The sequence below is a fragment of the Cytobacillus sp. EB106-05-05-XG126 genome, assembly GCF_058791715.1.
In genome coordinates this window covers 163019-178756 of record NZ_JBYTDU010000005.1, presented here as the reverse complement: position 1 = coordinate 178756, position 15738 = coordinate 163019, and the positions used below count along the sequence as shown (strand labels likewise).

Here is a 15738-nt window from a genome sequence, read left to right as displayed (position 1 = left end):
TATATTTGTTTCCTGTTTTGGAAGGGATGTGGCAAGTTATGAGTCCAGACTATGAAAAGCTTCTGAATGAATATCGGAAGCTATGGAATAACCGGAAACTCGAAGAGGATACTGACGCAGAAAACATTTTGAAGAAAGCAATCTCCAGGGAATTAAGGGATGAAAATTCCCATCCAAGAGTCCGTAAGACTATCTATGAAAAATTCTACCTTGCGGTTAAGAGAATTGCACATTCAGACCTGGATGACAAATCCAAAGAAGCTCTTATCCAAATCCATATCCATGAAGCAGAAGGTTTGAAATAGGGGGGGTCAAACCTTCTTTTTTTAATGGCTGTTTTCGCAAGGTTTGTCGCCGCTTTTTATTTTATGCTGAGTTGATTGGAGCGGAGTTCAGCGGACAACATTGTTAGCGAAAACAACATGTTATACGAAAAGTGCCTTTTAAATTTATAGGTTTACTGCAGATTTCAAGATCCTTTCACATTTATCTCACAATGTTAATGTAAGATAAAGATAAGATAGTCATGAGGAGAAATTGTATGTCAAAAAAAATGTATTGGCTTTTCTTTTTATGGATCATAACGGCCTTCCTTACTTCCTGCTCAGAAAAGAGGCAGCCTGCAATACCCGAGGATATTAGCTTTGCTGCCACAGTAAATATCAAGGATATGACCATATCTTTTGTGGACCTGGAAAAAAAGAAGCTGGCGGCAGAATGGGCTATGGAGAAACCTTATACAGGCGCTTTAATTCTCCCGGACAATGATTCCATCCTTCTTTATGGAAAACAGCTTGAAACGGCTGACCTTTATTCCTTAAAGGAAGGTAAACTGATTAACAGCTGGGAAACAGGAGAAGGAATCGTAAATGGAATCCTGCTTGAAACGAATGAAATCGTTTTTGCAGATCAGCATTTAAACAAAATTAGGTTCTTTCATTTAAATGGAGAAGAAGAAAAACAGGTCGAATCTGAGATAGATCCGCTTACCCTGCTGGAATCCCGTGAAAAGAATAAGTTATTTGTTCTAAGCTTCAATCATAAAAAAATGGGAATTATCGACCTTGAATCAAAAGAAAAAAGCGGGGAATTTACGATCCATCCTTCAGCAGCCGGTGCGTGGCTCAATGAGAAAAACGGTGAAATCTGGATTGGCGGACATGGAGAAGGTGTAGAGATTGAACAAAATATCCACGTATATGATGAAGAAACGGGTAAGTTAATAAAGAAAATTCCAGCCGCTTCGATGCCGATTAATTTTCTGGGACAAGAAAATCAAGTATATGTCCTAAGCCACGGGTCAAATATGTTATATAAAATTAATGAATCAGGGGAAGAAGAAGCCGCTGTGTCGATTGCGGCAAATCCTTTTGAAATGGCTTTTGCAGCAGATACACTATTAGTGGCCGGTTATGACAGCAATGACTTGCATATACTGGAGCCGGAAAATTTAAAAACCCTTAAAAGTATCGAGGTTGGAGAGGGTCCTTTTAAAATAGTCATTAGGGAGAGTGTGAAATGACATGCTGAATATCCTGATTATAGATGATGAAGCAGATATGAGGCATTTAATTGAAATGTACCTCGGGAATTCAGGATTTGCATGCTTTTCAGCAGAAAGCGGCTTTGAAGCATATGGCATACTTGAGAATAATGGGATGGACTTGGTTATTCTGGATATCATGATGCCTGGGGAGGATGGATTTGAAGTATGTTCCCGAATAAGGGAAAAATCAAATGTGCCAATTATCTTTCTCTCTGCTAAGGGAGAGGAATGGGATAAAGTGAAAGCCCTGCAGTTAGGAGGGGATGACTATATTGTCAAACCTTTCAGTCCTGGTGAGCTTGTCGCCAGAATCAATGCAGTCCTTCGAAGAACAGGCGGCTTAAAAAGTGATATGGATTCTATTCAAATTGGAAAGATCGCAATTGACATGAAAGCGAGAAAAGTCTCAGTTGAGGGGAAGCATGTCACGCTTACTCTTAAAGAATATGAATTGCTGCTGTTTTTTATCGAACATAAAAACCATGCATTAAGCAGGGAGCAGCTTCTTGAATATATATGGGGCATTGATTATACAGGCAGTTTAAGAACAGTGGATACTCATATAAAAACGCTGAGAATGAAACTTGGGGTTGGAGACTATATTCAAACAGTCTGGGGAGTTGGCTATAAATTCGAGGTGCCGGATGAATGAAATTCCTGACCAATAGCCTGGCTAAAAAAATGTGGCTGACCGTAACAGCCGCGATTATTATTACGATCTTATATTCCTATTTTTTGTCTTACTTATTTTATGAAAAGATTTATGTGGAAAATGTCAGGGATTCCCTGCTGACTGAAGGGAGAAGCCTGGCGTCAGAGTACCATGGAGGGGCATTGACAGAGGATCTCAGGAAAAAAATCGATTGGTATAATTCAAAATCCGAAACAGAGATTTTTATAGTCAGTAATCCCAGAGAGCTTAGTGCCTGTCTGCCTTTTGAAATTGACTATCAGACACTAATTGGCAAATCAGAGCGTGAAGAGCTTCTCAAAGGCATTCCAGTTGAAAAACTGGGCTATGAAAAAAGGTTTGACCGGAAAATTATGGGTGTCATTATTCCGCTTCTTGATGATAATCGGCTTCAAGGCATTATTTATTTATATGTTCCCCTCGCGAAGATTTCAGAGATCACCCGGGATTTTGCCTATCTTTGGCTCGCAGCTGCGGCGGTTTTTACGGTTGTCAGCATCATTTTAGGTACGTTGCTGGTAAAAAAACTGACTAAGCCTCTGCTGGATATGAAGGATGCAGCTGAACATGTTTCAAAAGGATACTATGATGTTCATTTAAACATTGATTCAAAGGACGAAATAGGCCAGCTGGCCAATGCCTTCAATTATATGTCCTCATCTATACGAAAAGAAGACGAAAAGAAAAGGGATTTTCTCGCGAATGTATCTCATGAGTTAAGAACCCCTATCAGCTATGTAAAAGGCTACAGTGAGGCGCTCATTTCCGGAATGGAAAAATCCGAGGAGGACAGAAAAAAATACTTACAGCTGATACTTAGAGAATCACGAAGGATGGAACGTCTCGTTGGAGATTTGCTTGATTTATCCAAACTTGAATCTGACGAATACAAGCTCGAAAAAATGCCGCTGCCATTGGCACAGTTAATAGAGGATGCTATTGAAAAATACAAGCCGGTCCTCCGTGGAAAAAATGTGGATCTGCAATATCGCCTGGATCCTGAAGTAATCATTAACGGTGATGAAGGCAGGATTGAGCAGGTTATCCAAAATATTATGGACAATTCCATCAGATATACAGCAAAAGGCAGAATCAGCATCCGTTTATCTCAAGAGAGAGATCAATGCCTGATTGAAATAGAGGATACAGGCATAGGGATTTCAGAAGAACATTTGAGCAAAATCAAACAACGGTTTTATAGAGTGAATAAAGGCAGAACAAGAGCAGATGGAGGCACAGGGCTTGGTCTGGCAATTGCAGAAAAGCTGGTTAAGCTTCATCAAGGCGAGCTGACTGTGTTCAGTGAATTAAATAAGGGGACGACAGTTAGAATCATGCTGCCGCTGCTCGAAATAAAGTAAATTTAGAGGAGATTAATGATGAAAAAACTAATGTTTATTTGGCTTGCGGTAATGATAATTATTAGCCTGGCAGCTTGCAGCAATAATAATGCAGCTGAAGAAGAGCCGCAATTCCTGGATGTCGAGTTATCGATAAACCCTGAAAAAGCAAAAGTGAATGAACCGGTTGTTTTTGAAGCAAAAGTTACATATGGAGAAGAAGAGGTTACAGATGCAGACGAAGTCAAGTTTGAGATCTGGAGAGCGAATGCCGAAGAACACGAAAAAATTCTTGTTGAACATGCTGAAAACGGGATCTACCGCCTGGAGAAAAGCTTTAAAGAAGAAGGTACCTATTATATATATTCACATGTAACGGCGCGAAGGATGCATAATATGCCTAAAAAAGAATTTGTTGTCGGCAAGCCCAGTCCACCTGAAAAAGAGTCAGGCAGCCAGGAAGAAAATATGGATGACGATGATCATGGCAGCCATTAAAAAGCAGCATTGGCTGCTTTTTGTTTTGGAATCGAGTAATCCTGCAGTAATTTTTCCTTTAGGGGCATATATACCCATTCACGGGTACATATACCTATAATATTTGTTACATTGGTGTAATAAAAGTAAAAAATAGTATCAGGTTAAAAACCTGTCAATAGTGATATTTTAGTATATAAATGGTACATGATAAAGGTAGCTTCCAATAAAGACAAAAAAATGCAGAAGACTATTTACCCATTTTTAAGTATCCATAAACCTAATAAAATAAGTATTTATGAAAACTTGCAGGCTGATTTTTACTAGTTTCCAAGTCTATCAGATATGCTGCATTCAAGAATTTGTAAAATCTGTCCAAAAATATTACGAAAAACCCTGTGTTATGATGATTGTGCAAGTCACACAGCACCACACAACAAAGAAAACAAACACAGGGAGGATTTATATACATGAATAAGAAAGTTATTTACTCAGTAGCAGCGGCAGCAGCATTACTAGTATCAGCACCAGGAGCTAACCAAGCGGACGCAGCTTCAAATTGTCCTACTCCTGAGCAAGCTAAAAAAATTCAAATCTCTCAATCTGGCAACCTAAGCCAGGAACAGATCAATAACATTCTTCAAAAATACCTTAAAAACTACAATATTAATTGGGGAAATGTTCAAGTAAATAAACAGGAAGCTCAGAAGCCTGCAGCTCAAGCTCCAGCAGAGCAGCCTGCTAAAACACAAGAAACAGCAAAAGCACCTGCGCAGCAGCCTGCACAGCAGCAAGCACCTGCTGAACAGACAAAAGAAGCAGCACCTGCAACTTCTGAAGTAAGTGCTTACGAGAAGAAAGTACTTGAATTGACTAACCAGGAACGTGCAAAAGCAGGAGTACCTGCACTTAAATTGGATGTTGAATTAAGCAAAGTTGCTCGTGAAAAATCACGTGATATGCAGTCTAAAGGATATTTTGACCATAACAGCCCAACTTACGGTTCACCATTTGATATGATGAAGCAATTCGGCATCTCATACACTACAGCAGGCGAAAACATTGCTATGGGCCAGCAATCTCCTGAAGAAGTTGTACAAGCATGGATGAATAGTGAAGGCCACCGTAAAAACATCATGAATGCCAACTTCACACACCTTGGTGTTGGCCATGTTGCTGACGGTAACTACTGGACACAAATGTTCATCGGGAAATAATAGTTGAATGAATAAAAGGCAGCCTTTTTAGGCTGCTTTTTTTGTATTATTATTCAATATAGTATGAACTTCAGCTCCATGTATGTATTCAATCATTCATTGGAACATTAGTAAGAGCTGCTAAAAATGAAAAACAACAGGTGATTTAAATGGAAATTAGAAAAGGAACAAAAGCCGATTTGAAGGAAATAATAGAAATTGTCCAGAAGACGGTCAGCATTATGGAATCTGAGGGGAATGATCAATGGAACAGGACCTATCCCCGGAATGAAGATTTTTTAGCTGATGTGGAAGCAGGCAGTTTGTACACTGCCATCTTTGAAGGAAATGTCGCAGGTTCCATTACTGTCGATCAAATCCAGGCGGAGGAATATAAAAATGCCTCATGGAGAAGAGATGAGCCCTGCTTTGTATTTCATCGTCTCGCCGTAGATCCTGAGATAAGAGGCGAGGGGATTGCGAGCAGGTTAATTGCATTTGCTGAAGATCATGCAGTGAATAACGGGATATTGTATATGAGAACAGATACATACTCGCTGAATAAAAAGGCTCAAAGGTTATTTGAGAAAAATGGATATGTTAAAGCAGGTACAATCTTCATGGATCGGGAAAATCCTTTTTACTGCTATGATAAGCTGCTTGATTAAAGCTGCTCTTCACTCTTTACAAAAATGGGTATTATTTCTTCCTCTTCGAATAAGATGGGAAGAGAAATGGAAAGTATCCCATTTTCAAATGAAGATTCTATCGAATATTTATCAACAGGCATAGGGAGTGTCAGAACTTTTTCAAAAGATCTGCTATGTCTTTCTTTCAGAAAATAGCGCAAGTGCTGCTGAAATGCTGAACATTTACCTTTAATAATTAGTTCATTTTGTACAAGAGATACTTTAATATCATTTTTGTTTATACCGGGTAGCTCTGCTTCGATTTTGATCTTGCCATTGTTCTCATACATATCACAGCGCGGAAAAATTTCCTGATTAGACAGAAAATGATTTATTTTTTCCTGCTCCAGGCCTGAAAAAGAAAGTTTCTTATTATGATTGGAATCCCCAGGTGAAATAAGCGTTTCCCAGAAATCCTGATCCTGATATTGTGCGGTCATTTTGATTAAATCTTTCCATTTTTCCAGTTCCATAAGGAGGCCCCCTTTATAATATTTCCGTTACATCTATCTCTGAATATTGCATATCGATATTTTTAGGTATTTTTATCTCCATATAGCCCTCTTTGCAGCTGGCGGATGATCCTTTTTTCCTGACAATGGCAGGGAGGGTAATGATATGTTTATCGTCTTTATCGGGAATATGTTCGATAATCATTTGGTTGGAGGTGTGATAAAGCTTCATTTCTTTTAACCATTCCTCGTTTTTTATTGGAAATCTCACAAAAACATAATCATGGGTTTCGAAGACGGATGAATTAAGTGGTGCAGAATTTGGCTGTTGATTTGTTCCGGGTGCTGCGGCATTAAAGCCTTTCATAAAATCCGGTGCTCCAGTCATTCCCTGCATATTCTGAGGAAACATTTGACCCATGATATTTTTAATATATTTATCAATTTCCTCCGGTTTCATTTGGCTGGGAGGATTCTTCATATCTTTATTAAATGGAAAAAGATTCCACGGAAACATCCTTCTCATCCTTTCCTTGCTAAACTGCCGCAACGGCTGATGATTCAATACTATGCCATATATTCTATGCAGATAAATGCCTATCTGTTAATAAAGGATTCTTTTGCTAGTACTGCTGCATCATGGGCGAAAGCTTCTTATTATTTGCATTAATACACTGTAATTACTACTATATTGGTATCGATGTATACAAAATAATTAAATACTAAGGGGTAATTTTGTGAGAAATAAAGCAGCTTTAATCACGGGAGGGGCAACAGGGATCGGGAAAAGAACAGCGAATATGCTTGCCGCTAAAGGCATCGATCTGGTGATCAATTACCGTAGCAGTCAAGAGGAAGCTGTCTCATTGTGCAGGGAACTGACCGAAAAATTCGGCACTAAAAATATTGCTTTGCAGGGAGATATTTCTTTACCGGCGGACTGTGTAAAGATGTCCGAAAAAGCTCTTAATGAATTTCAAATCATCGATATAGTCATACATAATGCCGGTCCTTATGTGCACGAAAGAAAAGAGATGCTGGATTATTCTTTTGAACAATGGAATTACCTTATTAATGGCAACTTAAATGCGGTCTTTTATTTATCCAAGTTGTTTATACCGAAAATGAGGGAAAATGGATGGGGAAGAATTATCACGATAGGCTTTGATCGTGTAGAATCAGCATCTGGGTGGATATACCGTTCTGCATTCGCGGCTGCAAAAACGGGGGCAGCGTCTTTAACGAAATCCATTGCAATTGAAGAGGCCGGTAACGGAATTACCGCAAATATGGTTTGTCCGGGAGATATTATCGGTGAATGGAAGGAAAGAAATATTGAAGAAGCTGCGAAGGTTCATGATCATGCATCACCAGTCGGAAGGCCGGGTACAGGTGAGGATATTGCCCGTGTAATCAGTTTTTTGACCGATGAAAAATCCGATTTTATTACAGGAAGCATAATCCCGGTTACTGGCGGAAAAGACGTCCTGGGGAAAATTTATCAGGAATGAAAGCAAAAGGCAGAAGAACCGTATTCTTCTGCCTTTTTATCGCAGTCTAACGGGCAGTAAGACCCCCACTTCAAGACTCAGAGGAATCAAAGGAGGATAAGTGGGGGTCAAACTGCCCAATTTAGCTGCGGCTCCTAGGGGCTCGAGGTCATAAGCCAATCAGCTGGTGGGAAGAAAGGCACTTCCCTCCAGCTGCTCGTCTTATGCTTGTCACCCCTGGGCAAGTCGCCTCGCTTTATAATGTAAAGGCCCGATTGGTGAGATACAGTGAAACTTGCCGACGCGCAGGCAGAGGCTTAGTTGAACCAATCGGGTTCGTAGTGTCGATTGATCGAAGCGCTAGCGGAGATCTTAGCGACACTAGAACGCGACTAACAATCAGTGGGGGATAAGGAAAACCCCCACTGATTGAAGTTTCACTTTATAAAAGGAGGAACAATAATGACGGCACCTGTAAAAGCACTATCCGAACTGAAAGAAGTAATCAGGAAGAATGTTGATGATAACAAGGAACTTTACCTTTCCGCAAGCCACCAGATCCATGCAAACCCGGAAATAGGGAATGAGGAGTTTTTTGCCTCGGGCTTGCTTTCAGGCATTCTTGAGCAGGAAGGATTTGATGTAGAGCGGGCAGTGGCCGGTCATGAAACAGCTTTCCTGGCCCGGAAAAAATCCGCTAAACCGGGGCCGTCCATTGCTTTTCTTGCAGAATACGATGCCCTTCCCGGGCTGGGCCATGGATGCGGCCATAATATTATCGGCACGACAAGTGTGGCAGCAGCCATTGCATTGAGCAAGGTTATTGATGAGACCGGAGGAGAAGCAGTAGTATTGGGGACCCCGGCGGAAGAAGGCGGGCCAAATGGAAGTGCAAAAGGAAGCTTTGTGAAGCATGGATTGCTTGAAGGCATTGATGCCGCCCTTATGGTTCATCCATCAAACCATACCCGCCTGACCAGTTCATCACTGGCAGTTGATCCGCTTGACTTCGAATTTATCGGAAAGCCTGCCCATGCAGCAGCTTCACCGGAGGAAGGAATCAATGCTCTGGATGCAGTCATTCAGCTGTTCAACGGAATAAATGCTCTCCGTCAGCAATTGAAGGATGATGTGCGAATCCATGGAATTATTACACATGGCGGGGATGCACCAAATATTATCCCTGAGTATGCAAAAGCCAGATTCTTCATCCGTGCTTCAACCAGAACAGGTTTAAATGAGGTAACAAGGAAGGTTAAAGCTGTCGCAGAAGGCGCAGCACTGGCAACAGGAGCCAAGCTGAATGTGATTGCTTTTCAAAACGAAGTAGATAACCTGCTGTTAAACAAGACATATGACCAGGTGTTTAAAGAAGTGATTGAAGACTTGGGAGAAATCGTAGTGGAAGGGGACCGGGATGGAATCGGTTCGACGGATGCCGGCAACATCAGCCAGGTGGTGCCAGCCATTCACCCTTATATTAAAATTGGTGCGGATGATCTTGTTGCCCATACAGTTCCGTTCCGGGAAGCCGCCGCATCTGAAAAAGGTGATGAAGCGCTGATAACAGGAGCAAAGGGGCTGGCTCTCACAGCATTCAAGCTGGTAACGGACCCGGAACTGCTTAAATCCATTCAACAGGAATTTTTAGAGCGAAAAGCTGCTGAATAAGAACAAAAGCTATCTTTTGCGGATAGCTTTTCCTCTTTTTTGTGAGTGTTTTCCTCATATTTGAGGGGTGTTTCCCTAGTTTGCTGAGTCTTTTCCTCAAATCAAGTGTTCGTTTCCCGAATTTCAACATCCTTTTCCCGAATTTCACATTAGCCTACTTTTCCTTCATCCGTTCCTGTGCCATCCGGATAAGTTCCTTCACCATGCTGCCGCCAATCTTTCCGCCAACAGTTCCTGCCTGTTTGGATGTAAGCCGGCCATTGTAACCTTGCTTCAAAGGCACACCTGCCTCCTCAGCAATTTCATATTTCACTGCGTCAGGATTTTCTCTGTCAACATGATATCCCTGGTTTGCCATTACCTGATTTTTCAGCTGGTCCAATCCACCTCTTGATTCCGGTACTAGCGGGCGTCTTTTTCTTCTGGCCATGATGCATTCCTCCATAATAAGTTCTTTTTCTTATTATGTGAAAGAACGTTTGGATTAACACTGAAAAAACTTGTACATCCTCCGGTGAAAAGCTATTCTAATGGTAGAAACCTTGAATTTTTGTGAAAAATCAAAAGAAGGTGTTTTAAATGGCATTAAAATACTTGTCAGCTCTTCTGCTTCCTGGACTGCTGGTATTGTTTCTTACGAGAGTCAGCTATAATCGTGTGATCGGGCTGGTGCTGACGGTGGGGCTTATTGCTGCTTCTGTATATAAAGGCTACACCAATTCATTTGCCTTAATCGTTTTAGACGCACTTTCACTGACTGTCGGGTTTTGGTATGCCCAAAAATTGAAGCCGAAAATCAAGCCAAGTGCGGAATGAATTTTGCAGAGCCTGTCGAACAAACCTATCGACAGGTTTTTTATTTAATGAGTTAAAACTGTAATTAGGCATACGTCATATAAGCTTATAATGAAGTTCAATCAAACGTTTGATTAAACTCAAGGCAATCAATCAAACGTTTGATTAACCTTTCTTCGACAACCCTCTCAATAATTCGGCATATTTCCCAAGCAATATTTTCTTAGTAAAAACAAAAAAACGAATATCCGTTCGCATATTATTGGTTTGTTTTAGGCTCTTTGTGGTAGAATGATGATATGAGTTTTGAGTAAAAAACTGACAAATCAGCGGTGCATCCCGGATCTTAAATTATTTCAAGGCTGGTTTGTGATTAATAAATAGATAAAAGTAATTAGAACGGGAGGCTTTTAGGTGAAGGATCAATTTGAATTAGTCTCAAAATATTCCCCACAGGGCGACCAGCCGGGGGCAATAAAAGAAATAGTGAAGGGAATCAATTCCGGCAAGAAACACCAGACACTTCTGGGTGCGACAGGAACGGGTAAGACCTTCACGATTTCGAATGTAATAAAAGAAGTAAATAAGCCAACGCTTGTTATTGCCCATAATAAAACACTCGCAGGACAGCTATACAGTGAATTTAAGGACTTTTTTCCAAACAATGCGGTTGAGTATTTTGTCAGCTATTATGACTACTATCAGCCTGAGGCGTATGTGCCTTCTACAGATACTTTTATTGAAAAAGATGCGAGCATCAATGATGAAATAGATAAGCTTCGCCACTCAGCGACTTCCTCCCTGTTTGAGCGGAATGATGTCATTATTATTGCCAGTGTCTCCTGCATATATGGTTTGGGTTCACCTGAAGAATACCGTGAAATGGTGCTGTCCCTCAGAACCGGAATGGAAATTGAGAGGAACCAGCTTCTTCACAGGCTCGTTGACATCCAGTACGAGCGCAATGATATCGACTTCCAGCGCGGTACCTTCCGTGTACGCGGAGATGTAGTCGAGATTTTCCCGGCATCACGGGATGAGCATTGTATCCGTGTGGAATTTTTCGGAGACGAGATAGACCGGATCCGTGAAGTGGATGCCCTTACAGGTGAAATAATGGGTGAACGTGAACATGTTGCGATTTTCCCGGCATCCCACTTCGTAACGCGTGAAGAAAAAATGCGGATTGCCATCCAGAACATTGAAAAAGAGCTGGAAGTGCGCCTTGCTGAATTAAGAGAAAACGATAAGCTTCTTGAAGCACAGCGCCTCGAGCAGCGGACCCGCTATGACCTTGAAATGATGAGGGAGATGGGTTTTTGTTCCGGAATCGAAAACTACTCACGTCATCTTACGTTAAGACCCCCTGGTTCAACACCTTATACCCTTCTTGATTACTTTCCGGAAGACTTTTTGATTGTGATTGATGAATCGCACGTAACTCTGCCGCAAATCCGGGGTATGTTTAATGGTGACCAAGCAAGAAAATCTGTGCTTGTGGACCATGGTTTCCGTTTGCCTTCAGCGATGGATAACAGGCCGCTCACGTTTACCGAATTCGAAAAGCATGTGAAGCAGGCTGTTTTTGTTTCGGCAACACCCGGCCCTTATGAGCTTGAGCATACACCTGAAATGATTGAGCAAATTATCCGTCCAACCGGTCTGCTTGATCCTACAATTGATGTCCGTCCAATCGAAGGTCAAATTGATGATCTCATTGGCGAAATCCAGGATCGTGTTGAGAAAAACGAACGTGTTCTTGTTACCACTTTAACGAAGAAAATGTCTGAGGATTTAACAGACTATTTAAAGGAAATCGGCATTAAAGTCCAGTACCTGCACTCAGAGGTAAAAACGCTTGAGCGGATTGAGATTATCCGGGAGCTTCGCCTTGGCAAGTACGATGTGCTGGTCGGGATCAACCTTCTGCGGGAGGGACTGGATATTCCTGAAGTATCCCTTGTTACCATACTGGACGCTGATAAAGAAGGCTTCCTCCGTTCAGAACGTTCACTCATCCAGACGATTGGGCGTGCAGCGCGTAATGCAAACGGCCATGTCATCATGTATGCAGACCGGATTACGGACAGCATGGAAAAAGCCATCAGTGAAACAAAGCGCCGCCGTTCCATTCAGGAGGAGTACAATGAGAAGCATGGCATCACGCCAATGACTATCCAGAAGGATATTCGCGATTCGATCCGTGCAACCCATGCGGCAGAAGAGCAGGAAGAATACCAGCCGTCAGCAAAGCTCGGCAAGCTGAACAAGAAAGAGCGCGAGAAGCTGATAGGCGATATGGAAAAAGAAATGAAGGAAGCGGCAAAATCCCTCAATTTCGAAAGGGCTGCCGAGCTTCGTGATTTAATATTAGAGCTGAAAGCGGAAGGATGACGAAAAAATGGCGATGGATAAACTGATTGTAAAGGGTGCCAGAGCCCATAATCTGAAAAATATAGATGTCACCATTCCAAGAGATAAGCTTGTCGTCCTGACCGGACTTTCAGGTTCAGGAAAGTCCTCTCTGGCCTTTGATACAATTTACGCAGAAGGTCAGCGCCGCTATGTGGAATCATTATCTGCTTACGCACGGCAATTCCTCGGTCAGATGGATAAGCCTGATGTGGACGCGATCGAAGGACTGTCTCCGGCAATCTCGATTGACCAAAAGACAACAAGCCGAAATCCTCGTTCCACAGTGGGAACAGTGACAGAAATTTATGATTATCTGCGATTATTATTTGCACGGGTGGGGCGTCCCACCTGTCCGATTCACAATATCGAAATCTCTTCACAGACCATTGAACAAATGGTTGACCGGATTATGGAATACCCCGAGAGAACAAAGCTCCAGGTTATGGCTCCCCTTGTTTCCGGCCGAAAAGGGACACATGTAAAAGTGTTCGAGGATGTGAAAAAGCAGGGATTCGTCCGTGTCCGTGTCGACGGAGAAATGATGGATCTCGGTGAAGAGATTGAGCTGGAAAAAAACAAAAAGCATTCAATAGAAGTAGTAATCGACCGCATTGTCGTAAAAGAAGGCGTAGCGCCAAGGCTTGCAGATTCATTGGAAACTGCTTTGAATCTGGGCAATGGCAAGGTGCTTGTGGACGTAATTGGGGAAGAAGAACTGCTGTTCAGCGAGAACCATGCCTGCCCCCAATGCGGGTTTTCAATCGGTGAGCTTGAACCAAGAATGTTCTCATTTAATAGTCCATTTGGTGCCTGTTCGGAATGTGATGGATTGGGCTCTAAGCTTGAGGTTGATGTTGATCTGGTAATACCTAATAAAGATCTTTCATTAAAGCAGAATGCCATTGCGCCATGGGAACCGACAAGCTCTCAATATTATCCTCAGCTGCTTGAGGCCGTCTGCAATCATTATGGGATTGATATGGATGTGCCGGTTAAGGATATCCCTGAACACTTGCTTGAGAAAGTTTTATATGGATCCGCCAAGGACAGTGTCTATTTCCGATATGAAAACGACTTTGGCCAGGTAAGGGAGAATTATATTCGTTTTGAAGGTGTCATCCGCAATGTGGAGCGCCGCTATAAAGAAACAAGCTCTGATTATATCCGGGAGCAAATGGAGAAATACATGGCCCAGCATCCATGTCCTACCTGCAAAGGCTACCGCCTGAAGCCGGAAACACTTGCTGTCCTTGTATCCGGAAAGCATATTGGCCATGTAACAGAATATTCGATTGAGGAAGCATTCAGCTTCTTTGAGAATCTGACATTGTCTGAAAAAGAAATGAAGATTGCCAATCTTATTTTCCGTGAGATTAAGGAAAGGCTTGGGTTCCTCATCAATGTCGGGCTTGATTACCTGACATTAAGCAGGGCAGCGGGAACTTTATCAGGTGGTGAAGCCCAGCGTATTCGCCTGGCTACACAAATTGGCTCGCGCCTGACGGGTGTACTCTACATTCTGGACGAGCCTTCCATTGGTCTCCATCAGCGTGATAATGACCGGTTGATTGATACGCTCAAAAATATGCGTGATATCGGCAACACCCTGATCGTGGTGGAACACGATGAAGATACAATGGTGGCAGCCGACTATTTAATTGATGTGGGCCCGGGAGCGGGAGTTCATGGAGGACAAATCGTCTCAGCGGGTACGCCTCAGGAGGTAATGGACGATCCAAACTCCCTGACAGGGCAATATCTGTCAGGCAAGAAGTTCATTCCGCTTCCAATTGAGCGCCGCAAGAACGACGGACGCTTTATCGAAATTAAAGGGGCTAAAGAAAACAATCTTAAAAATGTGAATGTTAAGTTCCCGCTCGGCACCTTTATTTCTGTTACGGGTGTTTCCGGTTCAGGAAAAAGTACGTTAATCAATGAAATTCTTCATAAAGGGCTTGCCCAGAAGCTTCATAGAGCCAAAGCTAAGCCGGGTGAGCATAAGGAGATAAAAGGTATTGATCACCTGGATAAAGTCATTGATATTGACCAGTCTCCAATCGGGCGGACACCCCGTTCCAACCCGGCAACCTATACAGGAGTGTTTGATGATATTCGCGATGTATTTGCTTCAACCAATGAAGCAAAAGTTCGGGGCTATAAAAAGGGGCGCTTCAGCTTCAATGTAAAAGGCGGACGATGTGAAGCATGCCGCGGAGACGGAATCATTAAGATTGAAATGCACTTCCTCCCTGATGTGTATGTGCCATGTGAAGTCTGTCATGGCAAGCGCTATAACAGGGAAACACTTGAAGTTAAATATAAAGGGAAAAATATATCGGAGATTCTCGATATGACGGTGGAAGATGCACTGGAGTTTTTCGAAAATATTCCTAAGATCCGCCGCAAGCTGCAGACGATTTATGATGTTGGCCTGGGCTACATCACATTAGGGCAGCCTGCGACAACATTGTCAGGCGGTGAAGCGCAGCGTGTGAAGCTCGCTTCCGAATTGCACCGCCGTTCAACGGGCCGCTCCTTATATATTCTTGATGAACCGACAACAGGTCTTCATGTGGATGATATCTCAAGACTGCTAGTGGTCCTTCAGCGTCTGGTTGAAAATGGAGATACCGTACTGGTTATCGAGCATAATCTCGATGTCATCAAGGCCGCTGATTATATCGTCGACCTTGGGCCTGAGGGTGGAGATAAGGGCGGCACCATTTTAGCCGCAGGTACGCCGGAAAAAATTGCGGAAGTTCCGGAATCCTATACAGGCAAATATCTTAAGCCGATTTTGGAAAGAGACCGTCAGAGAATGAAACAGCAAATAAAAGAAAAAGAGGGCGTGACAAACGCTTAATTACAGGAGCAGTACCGTTTTGGTACTGCTTCTTTTAATAATAAGGAAGTATAATTTTAACTTTGAGTATTGTCTAGCTCCAGCGCCTACCCCCTCGAGTTGTCGGGGGTGGG

General features: G+C 42.4%; 15 protein-coding genes. 12 read left to right on the top strand and 3 right to left on the bottom strand.

Annotated elements, in window-relative coordinates; translation table 11 throughout:
• Positions 1 to 38 precede the first annotated feature (38 nt).
• The 7 genes from yoyC to AC3WTL_RS16780 all read left to right on the top strand — a co-directional run bounded on the left by yoyC (position 39) and on the right by AC3WTL_RS16780 (position 5918).
• Positions 39 to 305, top strand: coding sequence for a protein YoyC (yoyC, locus tag AC3WTL_RS16810; protein WP_048009434.1), 267 nt, complete (start codon positions 39 to 41; stop codon positions 303 to 305).
• A gap of 236 nt (positions 306 to 541) precedes the next feature.
• Positions 542 to 1522, top strand: coding sequence for a YncE family protein (locus AC3WTL_RS16805; protein WP_492369763.1), 981 nt, complete (start codon positions 542 to 544; stop codon positions 1520 to 1522).
• Position 1523: 1 nt separating this feature from the next.
• Positions 1524 to 2198 (top strand): response regulator transcription factor, encoded by a 675-nt coding sequence (locus AC3WTL_RS16800; RefSeq protein ID WP_492369762.1) that lies wholly within the window; start codon positions 1524 to 1526, stop codon positions 2196 to 2198.
• Positions 2195 to 3598: a sensor histidine kinase gene (locus AC3WTL_RS16795; RefSeq protein WP_492369761.1), complete on the top strand. Its 1404-nt coding sequence runs from the start codon at positions 2195 to 2197 to the stop codon at positions 3596 to 3598. Before AC3WTL_RS16800 ends, AC3WTL_RS16795 begins: the two co-directional genes overlap by 4 nt.
• 18 nt (positions 3599 to 3616) lie before the next feature.
• A complete protein-coding gene (locus AC3WTL_RS16790; RefSeq protein WP_222498039.1) occupies positions 3617 to 4075 on the top strand; it encodes a FixH family protein in 459 nt (152 codons plus the stop codon).
• 449 nt (positions 4076 to 4524) lie between these two features.
• Positions 4525 to 5271: a CAP domain-containing protein gene (locus AC3WTL_RS16785; protein ID WP_222498041.1), complete on the top strand. Its 747-nt coding sequence runs from the start codon at positions 4525 to 4527 to the stop codon at positions 5269 to 5271.
• 149 nt (positions 5272 to 5420) lie between these two features.
• Positions 5421 to 5918, top strand: coding sequence for a GNAT family N-acetyltransferase (locus AC3WTL_RS16780; RefSeq protein ID WP_248348641.1), 498 nt, complete (start codon positions 5421 to 5423; stop codon positions 5916 to 5918).
• Here AC3WTL_RS16780 and AC3WTL_RS16775 read toward each other — a convergent pair.
• Both AC3WTL_RS16775 and AC3WTL_RS16770 read right to left on the bottom strand, forming a co-directional pair.
• Entirely contained in the window at positions 5915 to 6412 is a 498-nt protein-coding gene (locus tag AC3WTL_RS16775) for an Hsp20/alpha crystallin family protein (RefSeq protein WP_222498045.1), read from the bottom strand. The two genes, AC3WTL_RS16780 and AC3WTL_RS16775, sit on opposite strands and share 4 nt — an antisense overlap.
• A gap of 13 nt (positions 6413 to 6425) precedes the next feature.
• A complete protein-coding gene (locus tag AC3WTL_RS16770) occupies positions 6426 to 6908 on the bottom strand; it encodes a spore coat protein (RefSeq protein ID WP_048009350.1) in 483 nt (160 codons plus the stop codon).
• A gap of 220 nt (positions 6909 to 7128) precedes the next feature.
• Between AC3WTL_RS16770 and AC3WTL_RS16765 the strand changes: the two genes are divergently transcribed.
• Both AC3WTL_RS16765 and AC3WTL_RS16760 read left to right on the top strand, forming a co-directional pair.
• Positions 7129 to 7902, top strand: a complete 774-nt coding sequence (locus AC3WTL_RS16765; RefSeq protein ID WP_248348643.1) for an SDR family oxidoreductase — start codon at positions 7129 to 7131, stop codon at positions 7900 to 7902.
• 441 nt (positions 7903 to 8343) lie between these two features.
• Positions 8344 to 9552, top strand: coding sequence for a M20 family metallopeptidase (locus AC3WTL_RS16760; protein ID WP_492369760.1), 1209 nt, complete (start codon positions 8344 to 8346; stop codon positions 9550 to 9552).
• A gap of 154 nt (positions 9553 to 9706) precedes the next feature.
• Here AC3WTL_RS16760 and AC3WTL_RS16755 read toward each other — a convergent pair whose 3' ends face one another.
• Positions 9707 to 9982: an alpha/beta-type small acid-soluble spore protein gene (locus AC3WTL_RS16755; protein WP_492369759.1), complete on the bottom strand. Its 276-nt coding sequence runs from the start codon at positions 9980 to 9982 to the stop codon at positions 9707 to 9709.
• 149 nt (positions 9983 to 10131) lie between these two features.
• Between AC3WTL_RS16755 and AC3WTL_RS16750 the strand changes: the two genes are divergently transcribed.
• From AC3WTL_RS16750 to uvrA, 3 genes are all read left to right on the top strand, one after another.
• On the top strand, positions 10132 to 10368 hold the full coding sequence (locus tag AC3WTL_RS16750; RefSeq protein WP_492369758.1) for a DUF2198 family protein: 237 nt from the start codon (positions 10132 to 10134) through the stop codon (positions 10366 to 10368).
• A 393-nt stretch (positions 10369 to 10761) separates the two neighbouring features.
• Positions 10762 to 12741, top strand: coding sequence for an excinuclease ABC subunit UvrB (gene uvrB, locus AC3WTL_RS16745; RefSeq protein WP_048009341.1), 1980 nt, complete (start codon positions 10762 to 10764; stop codon positions 12739 to 12741).
• Positions 12742 to 12748: 7 nt separating this feature from the next.
• Positions 12749 to 15625 carry an excinuclease ABC subunit UvrA gene (gene uvrA, locus AC3WTL_RS16740; RefSeq protein ID WP_492369757.1) on the top strand — a complete coding sequence of 959 codons (2877 nt, stop codon included), beginning with the start codon at positions 12749 to 12751 and terminating at the stop codon, positions 15623 to 15625.
• The last annotated feature ends 113 nt before the right edge of the window (positions 15626 to 15738 follow it).

What these genes read in the sequence shown, in the direction of transcription:
- AC3WTL_RS16805 (WP_492369763.1), top strand. Translation starts at nt 542, where the DNA reads ATGTCAAAAAAAATGTATTGGCTTTTCTTTTTATGGATCATAACGGCC.
- AC3WTL_RS16755 (WP_492369759.1), bottom strand. Translation starts at nt 9,982, where the DNA reads ATGGCCAGAAGAAAAAGACGCCCGCTAGTACCGGAATCAAGAGGTGGA.
- AC3WTL_RS16780 (WP_248348641.1), top strand. Translation starts at nt 5,421, where the DNA reads ATGGAAATTAGAAAAGGAACAAAAGCCGATTTGAAGGAAATAATAGAA.
- AC3WTL_RS16760 (WP_492369760.1), top strand. Translation starts at nt 8,344, where the DNA reads ATGACGGCACCTGTAAAAGCACTATCCGAACTGAAAGAAGTAATCAGG.
- AC3WTL_RS16800 (WP_492369762.1), top strand. Translation starts at nt 1,524, where the DNA reads ATGCTGAATATCCTGATTATAGATGATGAAGCAGATATGAGGCATTTA.
- AC3WTL_RS16770 (WP_048009350.1), bottom strand. Translation starts at nt 6,908, where the DNA reads ATGTTTCCGTGGAATCTTTTTCCATTTAATAAAGATATGAAGAATCCT.
- yoyC (WP_048009434.1), top strand. Translation starts at nt 39, where the DNA reads ATGAGTCCAGACTATGAAAAGCTTCTGAATGAATATCGGAAGCTATGG.
- uvrA (WP_492369757.1), top strand. Translation starts at nt 12,749, where the DNA reads ATGGCGATGGATAAACTGATTGTAAAGGGTGCCAGAGCCCATAATCTG.
- AC3WTL_RS16785 (WP_222498041.1), top strand. Translation starts at nt 4,525, where the DNA reads ATGAATAAGAAAGTTATTTACTCAGTAGCAGCGGCAGCAGCATTACTA.
- AC3WTL_RS16775 (WP_222498045.1), bottom strand. Translation starts at nt 6,412, where the DNA reads ATGGAACTGGAAAAATGGAAAGATTTAATCAAAATGACCGCACAATAT.
- AC3WTL_RS16750 (WP_492369758.1), top strand. Translation starts at nt 10,132, where the DNA reads ATGGCATTAAAATACTTGTCAGCTCTTCTGCTTCCTGGACTGCTGGTA.
- AC3WTL_RS16795 (WP_492369761.1), top strand. Translation starts at nt 2,195, where the DNA reads ATGAAATTCCTGACCAATAGCCTGGCTAAAAAAATGTGGCTGACCGTA.
- AC3WTL_RS16790 (WP_222498039.1), top strand. Translation starts at nt 3,617, where the DNA reads ATGAAAAAACTAATGTTTATTTGGCTTGCGGTAATGATAATTATTAGC.